Consider the following 14,527-nt stretch of genomic DNA (forward strand, 5'->3'; position numbering starts at 1 on the left):
TTTAGAGGCTTAAGCCTCTAAATCTTTCATTATTGCTTTAATCTTTTCGCCAAGTAAGGCGTCAGTAGCTTTAAAGCTTGCTTTGTCTTTTAATGCGGTGTTCACACTGCAATAGAACTTAATCTTAGGTTCTGTTCCCGATGGTCTTGCCGAAACAATACTGCCATCTTCGGTGATAAACTGTAATACATCCGATTTAGGGAAGTCTAGTTTTGTTTTCTCACCAGTACTCAGGTTAGTTTCAAAGCCCAGTTCATAATCCTTCAATAAAGCTACTTTAGCACCTCCAAGTGTTGCAGGTGGGTTGCTTCTGAATTTCTCCATCATCGCTTTGATTTCTTCCGCACCGGTTTTTCCTTTTTTAGTGATCGAAACCAGTTCTTCTTTATACAAGCCGTATTCTACGTACATGTCTAACATGGCATTGTACAAGCTACTGCCTTTGTCTTTATAGAAAGCGGTCATTTCTGCGATAAATGCGCAGGAAACTACAGCGTCTTTGTCTCTAACCAGTTCACCAATCAGGTAACCATAACTTTCTTCACCACCACCGATAAAGGTTTTCTTTCCTTCAAGGCTGGTCATCAGTTGTCCGATGAATTTGAATCCGGTCAGGGTATTATAGAAAGTAACGTTTTTCTTTTTAGCGATTTCTTCGATGATATTGGTCGTCACAATGGTTTTAACGATGTATTGATCACCATCAAGTTTTCCTTTTTCTTCCCATGCACTTAGTAAATAGTTGATCAGAAGACTACCTGTTTGATTACCATTCAGCAATACGAATTCTCCGTCGTTATTTTTAACGGCGATACCTACTCTGTCTGCATCAGGATCTGTTGCCAGTACAAGGTCTGCATCAATTTCTTCTGCTTTTTTAAGCGCTAAAGTCAGGGCTTCTTTTTCCTCAGGATTAGGGTAAACAACGGTTGGGAAATTGCCATCCGGTGTGCTTTGCTCTTCTACCAGGGTTAAATTAGTAAAACCGAACTGTGCCAATGCCTGTGGTACCAGTGTAATTCCTGTACCATGGATAGGAGAGTAGACGATTTTAAGGTCTTTCTGACGCGCAATCGCTTCAGGTGATACGGATAATTCAGTGATTTTATCCAGGTATAGCTGATCAATTTCTTCTCCGATCAGTTCAATATTTTCTTCAACACGGTCAAATTTCACCTCATCGATGCTTTTGATTCTGGCCACTTCGTCCATCACCATCGCGTCATCAGGGGAAGTAAATTGTCCGCCATCAGCGCCATAAGCTTTATAACCGTTGTATTCTTTAGGGTTATGGGAAGCGGTTAGCATCACGCCACTTTTACAGCCCAGTTCTCTGATTGCAAAGGAAAGTTCCGGTGTTGGTCTTAATTCTTTGAAGAAATAGACGTGGATTCCGTTTGCGGAGAATACATTTGCAGTAATTCCGGCAAAATAATCCGAGTTATTGCGACTGTCGTGCGCAATGGCTACTTTGATCTTTTCATTAGGGTATTTGTTGATCAGGTAGTTGCAAAGTCCTTGTGTGGCCGTTCCAATGGTGTATTTGTTGATTCTGTTAGATCCGGCTCCCATGATGCCACGAAGGCCTCCAGTTCCGAATTCCAGGCTTCTGTAGAAAGAGTCGGTAAGCTCAGTTAAAGCTTCTTTATCTAATAGCTGCTGGATTCCTTCTTTTGTTTTACTGTCGTAATTACCATTTAGCCATTGGTTGATGGTACTTAGGGTTGCTGCTTCTAATTGCATATGATTGTTTCTATCTTTTGACTCTTGCTGGAATAAACGCATAATCTTTCACCATGTTTTGTGAGAACAGGATTAAAATGCGGAATTCCAAATTTTATTTTGTGTATTTAGTGTTTATTATCGCCGTTTTTTTTAATTTCACGGCCACTATACAAGTATATAGCCAATTTATCAAAAAATAAAATTCTTACCTCAATTAAATGAAGATATTAAAGTTTGGAGGAACTTCCGTAGGAAGCCCTGAGCGTATGAAAAAGTTGCTGGATATCATCAATCCGGCCGAAGAGCAAATTGTGGTCCTATCAGCCGTGTCTGGTACAACCAATAGTTTAGTGGAAATTTCAGGCAAACTTTTAAAGGAGGATAAACAGGTGGCGTTAAGCTTAATTAACGCATTGCACCAGAAATATAATGAGTTCATTATTGAACTATTACCTCATGGAGAGTTTCATGAACAAGGACAGGAAGTTGTAGAATACCACTTTGGTTTCCTGGCTTCTTTAGTGAATGATATTTTTACTCCGGTTGAAGAAAAAGTAGTGTTGGCACAGGGTGAACTGTTGTCGACTACCTTATATCATATATACCTGAAATCTATCGGCGTACCATCGGTATTGCTTCCTGCATTGGATTTCATGAAGACTGACGAAGATAATGAGCCGGATGTTCCATTTACTACGAAACATCTGACGCCAATATTGGAGCAGAATAAAGGAAATAAGTTGTTTATTACTCAGGGTTTTATCTGTAGAAACAGCTTTGGTGAAGTCGATAATTTACGTCGCGGTGGAAGTGATTATACGGCTTCGTTAATCGGTGCAGCAATCCTTGCAGAAGAGGTTCAGATCTGGACTGATATCGACGGGATGCACAATAATGATCCAAGGATTGTTAAAGGTACCAAGCCGATTTCTCACCTTTCTTTTGATGAAGCTGCGGAGCTTGCCTATTTCGGTGCAAAGATTTTACACCCACAGTCGGTTTTCCCTGCACAGAAATATAAAATTCCGGTTAGGTTATTAAATACCATGGAGCCTTCTGCGCCAGGTACGTTAATCTCTTCGGAAAGTGAAAAAGGAAAGATCAAATCTATCGCTGCCAAAGATGGTATCATCGCGATTAAGATCCAGTCCAGCCGTATGTTATTGGCTTATGGTTTCTTAAGAAGGGTTTTTGAAATTTTCGAACGTTATAAAACACCAATCGATATGATTACTACTTCTGAAGTAGCGGTTTCCTTAACGATTGATTTTACCGATAACCTGGATAAAATTGTAGAAGAGCTTCATGCTTTCGGTTCAGTAGAAATTGATAGAGATCAAAGTATTGTTTGTGTGGTTGGTGATTTCAGCGCGCAAACGCATGGTTATGCTGCAAGAGTTTTAGATTCGATCAAACATATTCCAATCAGAATGATCTCTTACGGAGGTAGTAATTACAACATCTCTTTACTGATCAATACTGCGAATAAGACGGAAGCTTTAAAGAGCTTACATAACCGTTTGTTTGAATAAGAAGAGTTTATCTCTTTCTTAGCCAGATCATAGCGGCAACAAGAATTACAACGAGTGCGATAAAGAGTTTTACTCTTCTATCGTACTCTTTTCTACTCATTTTGTTGTTTCTGAAATCGACATAATTGCCGAAATAAATAAACCCCAGAACAACAACAAAAAATATAATCAGATACTTGAACATTATGTTTTCCGAAAAAGATATAGCACGTTTCGCGAATTTAGAAACACCCTTTTATTATTACGACCTAAACCTGTTGCAAAATACATTAAATGATTGTGCAGCGGCGGCAAAGGTATATAATTTTCATGTGCACTATGCTATGAAAGCAAATTTCAATCCTGCAGTATTACAAAAGATCAAGGCCGTAGGTTTTGGTGCTGATTGTGTAAGCGGTGGCGAAGTAAGCAAGGCGATTGAAGTTGGCTTCGAGCAGAAACAGGTGGTGTTTGCAGGTGTTGGAAAGTCGGACAGAGAGATCAATGAGGCTTTAGACCAGGATATTTTCTGCTTCAATGTAGAGTCTATTCAGGAATTGGAAGTGATCAATGAACTGGCCGCTAAAAAAGGAAAAATAGCAAGAGTCGCTATTCGTATCAACCCAAATGTGGATGCGCATACGCATCATAACATCACTACGGGCTTAGATGAGAATAAATTCGGCGTAAATTCATGGGATTTACCTGCATGTGTGGACACTTTGAAAGAAAGTCCGAACCTTGAATTTATCGGTGTGCATTTTCATATCGGTTCTCAGATCACCAATATGGACGTTTACAAAAACCTATGTGTTAGGGTGAATGAGTTCGCTGCATGGTTTGAAGAGCGTGGATTTATCGTGAAAGTATTGAATGTTGGTGGTGGTTTAGGTATTGATTACCACAATCCAGAACAACAGATTCCTGATTTCGCGGCTTATTTTAAAGTTTTCCAGGAGTTCTTAGAAGTTAGGTCTAACCAGGAGGTTCATTTCGAACTGGGTAGAGCGCTTGTCGGACAATCCGCTTCATTAATCACCAGGGTGCTTTATGTGAAGAACGGAAAGAAAAAGAACTTTATCATTTTAGATGCAGGTATGACAGAGTTGATGAGACCTGCTTTGTATCAGGCTTATCATAAAATTGAGAATATTTCTAAAATTGATGTTGCAGATGCAGTTAAATATGATGTAGTGGGTCCGATCTGTGAGAGTACGGATTGTTTTGGTAAGGAAGTGGAGCTTCCGGAAACTTTCCGTGGAGATCTGATCGCTTTACGCAGCACAGGTGCTTATGGAGAGGTAATGGCTTCGCATTACAATTTAAGAGAGAATGTCGTTTCTGTGTACGATACAGAAGGATAATAACATAGCTATTAAATAAAAAAGCTTGTTGAAACGCTGGAAATTCCATGGTTTCAACAAGCTTTTTTTATGGGATTTGATTTCTTTCTTAGTCTTCTTCGAAAAAGTCGATCAGGCCTCCGAAGTAGTAGGCTGTTAACCCGGTAGTGAAATCTTCAAAGTCTTCTTCAGGGATATTCGTTTGCACATATTCTAAAGAAGTTCCTTTTTTATCTTCGTGGAGTTTAATAGTCACGATTGAAGGTTCGTTATCTTCTCCAAAATACCATTGTTGCACGATCTTTTTCCCGTATTCGAATTCCAGGTTTTTACCTACGATATCACCATCCCAAAAGGAGAATTCTGTACCTGGCTCTTCTGTGAATTCTACTCCGGCACCTGTCCAGAGTTGTATGCTTTGTGCTTTTGTCATGGCTAAATACACTTCTTCAGGAGGTGCAGGTAGCTGATAATATTTTTTAAATGTCTTCATGTGCTGTTAAAATGCAAATATATCCAATTCAAAAGGGAAAATCATCTTTATTTGAAGGCATTTAATCCGGTAACATCCATTCCGGTGATCAGTAAATGAATGTCATGCGTTCCTTCATAGGTGACTACCGATTCGAGATTCATCATGTGTCTCATGATGGAATATTCGCCGGTAATTCCCATTCCACCAAGCATCTGACGTGCATTTCTGGCAATGTCGAGTGCGATTTCTACACTGTTTCTTTTGGCCATAGAGATCTGCTCTGCGGTAGCGCGGTTTTCGCTTTTAAGCACACCTAAACGCCATACTAATAGCTGAGCTTTGGTGATTTCTGTAACCATTTCCGCTAGTTTTTTCTGTTGCAGCTGGAATCCGCCGATTGGTCTGCCGAACTGAACACGTTCTTTAGAGTAGCGTAAGGCCGTATCGTAACAATCCATCGCTGCGCCTAATGCACCCCATGCAATACCGTAACGTGCCTGATTCAGGCAGCCTAGCGGTCCTTTTAATCCGGTGATGTCAGGGAAGATGTTTGCTTTAGGAATTTTAACATTGTCGAATACCAGTTCTCCGGTTGCCGAAGCTCGTAAGCTCCATTTGTTGTGCGTTTCAGGGGTGCTGAAACCTTCCATGCCTCGTTCTACGATGAGGCCTCTGATTTTTCCGGATTCGTCTTTTGCCCATACTACTGCGATATCTGCAAAAGGCGCGTTAGAGATCCACATTTTTGCACCGTTAAGCAAATAGTGATCTCCTTTATCTTTTATATTGGTTACCATTCCACCAGGATTAGAACCATGATCAGGTTCTGTTAATCCGAAGCAGCCCATTAATTCGCCTGTGGCTAATTTAGGGAGGTATTTTTTGCGTTGTTCTTCTGTACCATAGGCGTAGATCGGATACATGACCAGTGATCCCTGCACGGAGGCGGTAGATCTGATTCCGGAATCTCCACGTTCAATTTCCTGCATCAGGATACCATAGGCGATATAATCTAAACCTGCGCCACCGTATTCCACCGGAATAGTAGGGCCAAATGCGCCAAGGTCTCCCAATCCTTTGATCAGGTGTTTAGGGAATTCTGCCCTCTGTGCATAATCTTCAATAATCGGACTGACCTCTTTTTTTACCCAGTCTCTGGCAGAAGAACGGATCAGCTTATGCTCATCACTCAATAATTCATCCAGCTGATAATAGTCAGGAGCTTCGTAAAGGTCTTTTTTTGCAGATTTATTCATAGTTCAGGAGATATTTGGTATCGTGCTTTGTGCTTGATTTTTTAGTCAGGCTTATCTCAAAGTTAATAATTTAGAGGAATGGCTGGTAATAACCGTTCAAAGAATTATTTTTGTCAAATGAGCAATGCTAAAAGCTATATTCAAACGGTTGCGTTAAGAGATGTAAAATGTTATGCTTTTCACGGATATTATCCTGAGGAGCAGTTAACAGGGATTTATTTCATGGTAGATGTTGAGGTTACTTTTGTACACACGGGTGATACAGAAAATTTGAATCATACTGTAAATTATGAAGTTCTGAACACTATTTTGCTGGAAGAGATGGGGAACACGCAGAAAATGCTGGAAACGGTAGTCCGTAGAATTCTGGACCGTGTATTGGAGACTTATTCTTTCCTGCTGACTGGAAAAGTCGGGATCCGGAAACTGAGTCCGGCTATGCCTGGTGATATCGGCCATTCTTTTGTTGAGCTGAGCTATGCTACTCCTCAATAAGCAGGCTGGTTTTTATCCTGTATTGTAATTGTTTTCTCTTAAAAAAGCCTAAACCTATATAACCATGAATTACACTAAAATTACTGTGGAACTGCTGGATTTAATCAAAGCAGCTGTTGGCGCAGACAGTGTTTTTACTGATGAAGAATCTTTGAGTATTTATTGTCACGATGAAACTGAAGATCTGAAATATTATCCTGAAGTCGTTGTTAAACCAAAAGATACGGAATCTGTATCCGCATTGCTGAAACTTTGTAATCAATATGTGATTCCTGTAACCCCGAGAGGGGGTGGAACAGGATTGAGTGGCGGTGCTTTACCTGTTTTTGGTGGTGTACTGTTGTCCATGGAGCGCTTTAAAAGGATCATCTCAATTGACACAGAAAACCTTCAGGCAGTTGTGGAACCTGGTGTAATTACGCAGGAATTTATGGATGCGGTTACGGAGAAAGGCTTGCTCTATCCAATTGATCCATCGAGCAAAGGTTCTTGTTTTATTGGTGGAAATGTTGCGCATGGTTCCGGCGGACCAAGGGTAGTGAAATACGGCACCATCAGAGAATATATATTGAATCTGGAGGTAGTTTTGCCTACCGGAGAAATCATCTGGACCGGAGCGAATACGCTTAAATACGCGTCTGGCTATAACCTGACCCAACTCATGATCGGTTCGGAAGGTACGCTTGCGGTGGTGACAAAGGTGGTGACCAAGTTGATTCCGCGGTCTGAACAGAGTGTGTTGATGCTGGCTTCTTTTGTAGAAAATGAGCAGGCTTGCGCGGCAGTATCCGCTATTTTCCGCGCAGAGGTGATCCCTTCTGCTTTGGAATTTATGGAGCGAAAAGGAGTGGAGTGGGTGATCAGATACGATGGTATTAAGTTTGACCTTAAAGATGGCATCAATGCTTTTCTTTTGATTGAATTTGATGGTAATGATATGGACAGCATTTTCAAGGATTGTGAGAAGGTGAATGCGGTATTAGAGCAGTTCGGTTGTACGGATGTGCTATTTGCTGATACAGCTCAGCAAAAGGAGGAATTGTGGCGCATGAGAAGGACCATGCCTGAGTCGGTGAAATCTAATTCTATTTATAAAGAAGAAGATACAGTAGTTCCAAGAGCTGCATTGCCGAAACTGATCAATGGCATCAAAGAAATCGGTTCAAGATATGGCTTTGAAAGCGTGTGTTATGGCCATGCCGGAGATGGAAATCTTCATGTGAACATCATTAAAGCGGGGATGAGTGATGAAGCCTGGAATGACAAACTTAAAGACGGTATCGTAGAGATTTTTGAGTTGACCACTGCTCTGGGAGGTACAATTTCCGGTGAGCATGGTATTGGATTGGTACAGAAAGACTTTATGTCTATTAAATATTCGGAGATTCATCTGAACCTGATGAGGGGCATCAAAAAAGTTTTTGATCCTGCTGGTATCCTTAATCCGGGAAAGATTTTCTAAGAATTTATTGAGCTTCTTGCAGTTTTTAACCTGCAAGAAGCCTGCTTTTAATCAGGAAAAGGTGTTTCATTAGAAAATTCTTGTTTTCTTTTTCCCAATTACGCTTTGTTTTGGACTCTTTTCCGCTAAAAGAGATTTTAATTCTCAAGCAGCTGCTCAAATGAGATCATCTTTGCTTTTTCATCTTCAGGGATAGGCGAGGAGTTCTTGCTGATATAATCAAAGGCAACGCAGACTGTTTTTCCTTTGCTACAAATCACTTCTTCACCATGGACCAGCTTAACCAGCAGGTATTCCAGGTCGAAACTGCTGCTACCTATTCTTGATGTTTTTACATACATACTGATTTTATCCTCCGGAAATATTGGGGTATGGTAGTCAAGTTCTGCTTTTGCGATGACCACTCCGGTTTTCTTCCAGTCCCATTTTACGGCCGTATTCCAATACTTTACTCTGGCAATTTCCATGTAGGTAAAGTACACCGCATTATTTACATGGCCCATCATGTCGAAATCTACAAAACGTGTTTCAATCTGTGTTTTATACTTAAAACTGTCTAAATGATTGACTATATCTGTCTTTTTGTCATTTGTTTTTACTTTGTTGCGCCAAAATGTCTTGAAAATCATATATAATGGGTTTGGTATGAGTGTTGATTATATCGAAGTATAAAATTAAAACTTAAAAAAAAGGAGAAATAAGCGATGACACTAGTAAATTTTAATAACAGAACCAGAAACACTGCACCTTATTTTAACAACGTATTTGATTCTTTGTTCAGTGAGGCGTTAAATAAAAATTTAACGATTAACAAAGTTCCCGGAGTAAACATCCTGGAGACGGAAGCAGATTACAAAATAGAAATAGCTGCACCTGGTTTAACTAAAGAAGATTTTCAAATTAATCTGAAGAAAGATACTTTGTCCGTTTGGGCGGAAAAAAAGGTATCAGAAACTGAAGAGAAAAAAGATTATACCCGCAAAGAGTTTGATTACTTCTCTTTTGCAAGATCATTCGTGTTGCCGGAAAGTATTGATGCAGAGAAAATTGCTGCGGAATATATCAACGGAATTTTAAACATCACGATTGGCAAAAAAGATGAATCAAAATCTGCTGCTAAAGAGATAAAAGTTTCTTAATTAAGAAACGGAAGAGTTTTCATAATAAGTTTGGTTTAAGGTTGGGAGGACACACCGGAGGGTGTGTCCTTTTTTTTATGACCTTTTTTTCCAGTGTTTCGGTGCTTGACGGATAAAAAAAGAGCGGATCTTTTTACGGATCCGCTCTTGATTATTTGTGATGATTTGGATATCGCCTAGGCGTAACCCAGGATTTTTAACACTTGTTTACTGTTTTGTTCTTCTCCGAATACTTCAAAGTTGAAAGTCTCATCTCTGTTTCTACGGATAATTACGTGTTTCGGACTAGGCAACAAGCAATGGTGAATACCTCCGTAACCGCTCAATACTTCCTGATAAGCTCCGGTGTTGAAGAAGCCCAGGTATTGTACTTTACGTGTTTTCGGCATAAACACACTGTTCATATGCGCTTCCTGATTGTAGTAATCCTGACCGTCGCAAGTAATTCCTCCTAAATTGACACGCTCATATTCTGCGTCCCAGTTGTTGATCGGAAGTAAAATGTATTTCTGGTTTAAAGCCCAAACGTCCGGAAGGTTGGTGATGAATGAACCATCTAACATTAACCATTTCTCTCTGTCGTTCTGTTGCTTACGGCCCAATACTTTGTATAGGATACCTGATGCTTCTGCAACAGTGTATTTTCCAAATTCAGTAATGATATCCGGTTCTACAACGTCATGCTCTGCACAGATTTCTTTAATCCTTTTTACGATTTCATTTACCATGTATTCGTAATCGAAATCAAACACTAAAGAGTCTTTGAATGGCATACCACCACCGATATCTAAAGTATCCAGTTCAGGATTGATTTTTTTGAACTTGCAATATAAGGTCACATATTTTTCAAGCTCGTTCCAGTAGTACGGAGAATCTGTAATACCTGAGTTGATAAAGAAGTGCAATAGTTTTACTCTGAAGTTAGGGTTAGCAGAGATCTTATTGTTGTAAAACTCAATAACATCTTCCATACGTACGCCCAGTCTTGAAGTATAAAACTGTGAGTCTGGTTGCTCTTCAGCAGCGATACGGATACCCAGGTTACAAGGTGTATCTAATTCTACCTCATCATCAAAAAGGTTAAATTCCTCTTTGTTGTCCAATACCGGAATGATGTTTTTGTATCCGTCGTGCAACATATCAATGATATATTGTTTGTACTGATAAGTTTTAAATCCATTACAGATCACTGTAATGTCTTTGGTTAGGGCACCTTTTTTCTCCAATGCCTCAATCATAGGCATATCAAATGCTGATGAGGTTTCCAGGTGAATGCCATTCTTTAAGGCTTCTTCAACAATGTGCCTGAAGTGCGAACTTTTAGTACAGTAACAATACTTATAGTCCCCACGGTAATTGTTCTTGATGATAGCCGTTTGAAATAATAATTTGGCTTGTTGGATTTTCTTAGTTATCATTGGAAGATAAGTGAAACGTAATGGCGTACCATAGGTTTCAATCATTTCCATCAGATTGAGATCTTGAAAATACAATTCGTCGTCTATAACGCTGTAACCTTCCTGAGGGAAACCAACACTTAGATCAAGAAATTCGGAGTAACTCTGCATTTTTTATATTTTTGAACAATTATTTAAAGGGGTAGCTAATTAAATGAGTTAATTTTCGGTCTCAAAGATAAACACTTTATAAAATACACTTGTATTTTTTTTTATGACTAAGACTTTAAAAATTATTGAGGTAAAATCCGAGATTGGCGCCGGTACACGGGGAGCCAGTTTAGGAGTGGATGCAATTAAGATTGCAGCGTTGGATTTTGGGAGTAGATTTTTCAAGAAACACAAATCAGTAGAGGTGCCAAATGAGAACCATTTGTTGCTTGAAGGCACCGGCAGCCCGTATGCGAAGCGGATTTCGGGTATACTGACTATGATAGAGCGGGTGAGTGATCAGGTGCGGACAACCCTGGAAGAAAAAGAGTTTCCGGTAGTTTTAGCGGGTGATCACAGTACGGCAGCGGGCACGATTGCGGGGATAAAAGCGGCCTTTCCAAAGTCGAAATTAGGGGTAATCTGGATCGATGCGCATGCAGATATCCATTCTCCATACACTACACCCTCCGGAAATATGCACGGAATGCCCTTAGCGATGGCACTTGACGAAGATAATTTAGAGTCGAAAGTGAACAAGCTGGATCAGGAAACGATCAACTACTGGTTTCAGCTAAAAAACGTCGGAAATATAGCACCTAAGATTAATTATCGCGATCTTGTGCTGATTTCTGCGCGGGATATGGAGAAGCCGGAAGAATACTTGCTGAAGAAAAATAAAGTAAAGATCTTTACGACGGCTGATGTCCGGAAAAGAGGGGTAGAACGGACAGTGATTGATACGCTGGTCTATCTTGATCATTGTGACCTCATTTATGTTTCATTTGACGTGGATTCTATGGATCCTACGGCGTCAAGAGGAACGGGGACACCGGTTGCTCAGGGATTGACAGAAAGAGAAGCAGGGAAGCTGATGTCGGGTCTGATCACCAATCAGAAAGTATGTTGCTTCGAGATTGTGGAAGTCAACCCAACTCTCGACAGAGAGAATCAAATGGCAGAACACGCCTTTGAAATTTTAATTAAAGCGACTAACGCTTTTAGAAACGAGTAAATTATGAATATCGAACAACATATCACCACTGCAACGCTTGCTGCAGTAAAGCATTTATATGGTCAGGATCTTCCTGAAAACCAGGTTAGTTTACAAGATACCAGAGCTGAATTTGACGGACAGATCACTATTGTGGTGTTTCCAATCGTACGTTTCTCAAAAAAATCGCCGGAAATAACCGCTACAGAACTTGGAGAATACCTGGTTGAAAATATTGAAGAAGTTACTGCATTTAACGTGATTAAGGGTTTCCTTAATTTATCTGTTGCAGATAGCTATTGGTTAAGCCTTTTCAATCAGGAGCTTTTAAGCCCTGAATTCGGCGCCATAAAACCGAATGGCAAAAAGGTAATGGTAGAATACTCTTCGCCAAACACAAATAAACCACTACACTTAGGACACGTAAGAAACAACCTGTTAGGTTATTCTGTGGCTGAATTGCTTAAAGCAAGCGGTCATGAGGTTGTTAAAGTGAATCTGGTAAACGACCGTGGAATTCATATCTGTAAGTCCATGTTGGCCTGGCAGAAATGGGGAAATGGCGAAACTCCTGAAAGTTCAGGCTTAAAAGGGGATCACCTTGTAGGAAAATACTATGTGATCTTTGATAAAGAGTACAAAAAAGAAATTGAAGCGTTAAAAGAAGCTGGTCAGACGGAAGAGGAGGCGAAGAAAAATGCGCCGCTGATTCTGGAAGCGCAGAAAATGCTGCAGGACTGGGAAGCCGGAGACGATGCGGTGATTACACTTTGGAAAACCATGAACAGCTGGGTATATGCTGGTTTTGAAGTGAGTTACAAAAACCTTGGTGTTGATTTCGACAAATACTATTACGAGAGTAATACCTATTTATTAGGAAAAGGAACGGTAGAAGAAGGTTTGGAAAAAGGCGTGTTCTTTAAAAAACCGGATGGTTCTGTATGGATCGATTTAACTGCTGATGGTTTAGACCAGAAATTGGTTTTACGTGCTGATGGTACTTCGGTATACATCACTCAGGATTTGGGTACCGCTCAAATGAAATATGACGATTTCCATATGGATGAGTCTATTTATGTGGTAGGAAATGAGCAGGATTATCACTTCAAGGTGTTGTTCCTGATTTTAGAAAAACTAGGTAAAACCTGGGCTAAAGGCTTACACCACTTGTCGTATGGCATGGTGGATCTGCCAAGTGGCAAGATGAAATCCAGAGAAGGTACAGTTGTAGATGCTGATGATCTTGTTGCAGAGATGATCGAAACAGCGAAACAAAAAACGGAAGCACTGGGAAAAGTAAATGATTTCAGTGAAGAAGAGAAAAGCGCTTTATATAATAATATTGGTTTAGGTGCTTTAAAGTATTTCCTTTTAAAAGTTGAGCCTAAGAAACGTCTGTTATTTGATCCTTCGGAGTCTATCGATTTCCAGGGAAATACAGGTCCGTTTATTCAGTATACCCACGCACGTATCAAGTCGCTGTTAAATAAAGCAGGTTATGATGCTGCAAAAGGTGCTGCTGAAGTGGTAATCACGGATACAGAACGTGAAATGATCATGTTGCTGGCTAAGTACCCGGCAGAGATTGTGGCTGCGGCGAAAGTGTTTAGTCCGGCGAGTCTGGCTAATTACCTTTATGAGGTGGCTAAGATGTTCAATAAGTTCTACCATGAGGTTCCGCCAATTGTGAAAGAAGAAGATGAGGCCTTGAAGCATCACCGTTTAAATCTGAGTGCAGTTACGGCGGGCATTCTTAAAACCGGTATGAGAATTTTAGGGATTACGGTTCCGGAAAGAATGTAATTTCTTTTATAATCGCATAAAAAAAAGTCCTGAGCGTAATGTTCAGGACTTTTTGTTTATAGAAATAATTTTCCTTTAGATGGGTTTAGATCATGCTGGTTTTACTCTTTTGTAGTTGTTGCATGATATTGGACATCTCGTAAACATGGTTGATTCGTGGCTGCAAAAGCCAGACACCTATCAGGGGATAAAGAATGGTGAAATCCATAAATCCCAGGTCGCCTTTTGTGATTGGCCTTTGTAATTCTACTCCTTTTAGCGTTTTTATCATAAAGTACATGGCGTAGAAAAGACATATTACTGGAAACGCCAGGATTAGTCCGATTAAGAGGGCTAACAGAAAGAAGCCAGATCCTCCATTTCCTTCAGTTTCCCGATATAATGCGAGTGCTAAGAGCATGAAGGCCGGGAAAAAGGAGAAAGCCATGGCTCTTTTAAATTTCCCAAGGTTCATTGATAGGTTAGCAGGTAAGAGCGGATAAAGATTTATAGTGGTAAAATAGATCCAACCACATAACAGAACCAGCAGATAAGTAAAATAACAGAGTTCGATCCAATAATAATCCTGATTGGGATTTCTAAAGGAGCCGAAAAGATATTCTAATATTCTGGGGGCAACTATAAAAGTAAAGAGTTGCCAGTGTTTTAATCCGAGTATCCAGCGCGCGTTAGTGTTTGGTTCCATTTTATTTAACAATGATGTATTAAGGATGATTC

13 protein-coding genes are annotated in these 14,527 nt (G+C 40.1%); 7 read left to right on the forward strand and 6 right to left on the reverse strand.

Going from position 1 to position 14,527, the window contains the following annotated elements; all coding sequences use genetic code 11:
- Positions 1–9: 9 nt before the first annotated feature.
- Positions 10–1,743, reverse strand: coding sequence for a phospho-sugar mutase (locus OQX61_RS13205; protein ID WP_265842183.1), 1,734 nt, complete (start codon positions 1,741–1,743; stop codon positions 10–12).
- 200 nt (positions 1,744–1,943) lie between these two features.
- On the opposite strand from OQX61_RS13205, the gene OQX61_RS13210 reads away from it, so the two are divergent.
- Together OQX61_RS13210 and lysA are read left to right on the forward strand one after the other, a co-directional pair.
- Entirely contained in the window at positions 1,944–3,257 is a 1,314-nt protein-coding gene (locus OQX61_RS13210) for an aspartate kinase (RefSeq protein WP_265842184.1), read from the forward strand.
- Positions 3,258–3,442: 185 nt separating this feature from the next.
- The gene (lysA, locus tag OQX61_RS13215) at positions 3,443–4,600 is read left to right on the forward strand and encodes a diaminopimelate decarboxylase (protein ID WP_265842185.1); all 1,158 of its coding nucleotides are present in this window, start codon (positions 3,443–3,445) and stop codon (positions 4,598–4,600) included.
- 88 nt (positions 4,601–4,688) lie between these two features.
- Here the strand turns inward: lysA and OQX61_RS13220 are convergent, their stop codons facing one another.
- Together OQX61_RS13220 and OQX61_RS13225 are read right to left on the reverse strand one after the other, a co-directional pair.
- Positions 4,689–5,072, reverse strand: coding sequence for an SRPBCC domain-containing protein (locus OQX61_RS13220; protein ID WP_265842186.1), 384 nt, complete (start codon positions 5,070–5,072; stop codon positions 4,689–4,691).
- Between the two features lie 47 nt (positions 5,073–5,119).
- A complete protein-coding gene (locus OQX61_RS13225; RefSeq protein WP_265842187.1) occupies positions 5,120–6,310 on the reverse strand; it encodes an acyl-CoA dehydrogenase family protein in 1,191 nt (396 codons plus the stop codon).
- Positions 6,311–6,427: 117 nt separating this feature from the next.
- Here OQX61_RS13225 and OQX61_RS13230 point away from each other — a divergent pair, with 117 nt between their 5' ends.
- Both OQX61_RS13230 and OQX61_RS13235 read left to right on the forward strand, forming a co-directional pair.
- Positions 6,428–6,805, forward strand: a complete 378-nt coding sequence (locus tag OQX61_RS13230) for a dihydroneopterin aldolase (RefSeq protein WP_265842188.1) — start codon at positions 6,428–6,430, stop codon at positions 6,803–6,805.
- Positions 6,806–6,869: 64 nt separating this feature from the next.
- The gene (locus OQX61_RS13235; protein WP_265842189.1) at positions 6,870–8,267 is read left to right on the forward strand and encodes an FAD-linked oxidase C-terminal domain-containing protein; all 1,398 of its coding nucleotides are present in this window, start codon (positions 6,870–6,872) and stop codon (positions 8,265–8,267) included.
- A gap of 137 nt (positions 8,268–8,404) precedes the next feature.
- Here the strand turns inward: OQX61_RS13235 and OQX61_RS13240 are convergent, their stop codons facing one another.
- A complete protein-coding gene (locus OQX61_RS13240; RefSeq protein WP_265842190.1) occupies positions 8,405–8,896 on the reverse strand; it encodes a thioesterase family protein in 492 nt (163 codons plus the stop codon).
- A gap of 75 nt (positions 8,897–8,971) precedes the next feature.
- Here OQX61_RS13240 and OQX61_RS13245 point away from each other — a divergent pair, with 75 nt between their 5' ends.
- A complete protein-coding gene (locus OQX61_RS13245; RefSeq protein WP_265842191.1) occupies positions 8,972–9,406 on the forward strand; it encodes an Hsp20/alpha crystallin family protein in 435 nt (144 codons plus the stop codon).
- 176 nt (positions 9,407–9,582) lie between these two features.
- Here the strand turns inward: OQX61_RS13245 and OQX61_RS13250 are convergent, their stop codons facing one another.
- The gene (locus OQX61_RS13250) at positions 9,583–10,974 is read right to left on the reverse strand and encodes an arginine decarboxylase (RefSeq protein ID WP_265842192.1); all 1,392 of its coding nucleotides are present in this window, start codon (positions 10,972–10,974) and stop codon (positions 9,583–9,585) included.
- A gap of 103 nt (positions 10,975–11,077) precedes the next feature.
- On the opposite strand from OQX61_RS13250, the gene OQX61_RS13255 reads away from it, so the two are divergent.
- Both OQX61_RS13255 and argS read left to right on the forward strand, forming a co-directional pair.
- Positions 11,078–12,028 (forward strand): arginase, encoded by a 951-nt coding sequence (locus OQX61_RS13255; protein ID WP_265842193.1) that lies wholly within the window; start codon positions 11,078–11,080, stop codon positions 12,026–12,028.
- A 3-nt stretch (positions 12,029–12,031) separates the two neighbouring features.
- The gene (gene argS, locus OQX61_RS13260) at positions 12,032–13,810 is read left to right on the forward strand and encodes an arginine--tRNA ligase (protein WP_265842194.1); all 1,779 of its coding nucleotides are present in this window, start codon (positions 12,032–12,034) and stop codon (positions 13,808–13,810) included.
- Between the two features lie 85 nt (positions 13,811–13,895).
- On the opposite strand, the gene OQX61_RS13265 is transcribed toward argS, so the two are convergent.
- Positions 13,896–14,495 carry a hypothetical protein gene (locus OQX61_RS13265; protein ID WP_265842195.1) on the reverse strand — a complete coding sequence of 200 codons (600 nt, stop codon included), beginning with the start codon at positions 14,493–14,495 and terminating at the stop codon, positions 13,896–13,898.
- Positions 14,496–14,527 lie beyond the last annotated feature (32 nt).

Origin of the sequence: Pedobacter sp. PLR (assembly GCF_026239675.1) — a bacterium.
Lineage (GTDB): Bacteria > Bacteroidota > Bacteroidia > Sphingobacteriales > Sphingobacteriaceae > Pedobacter.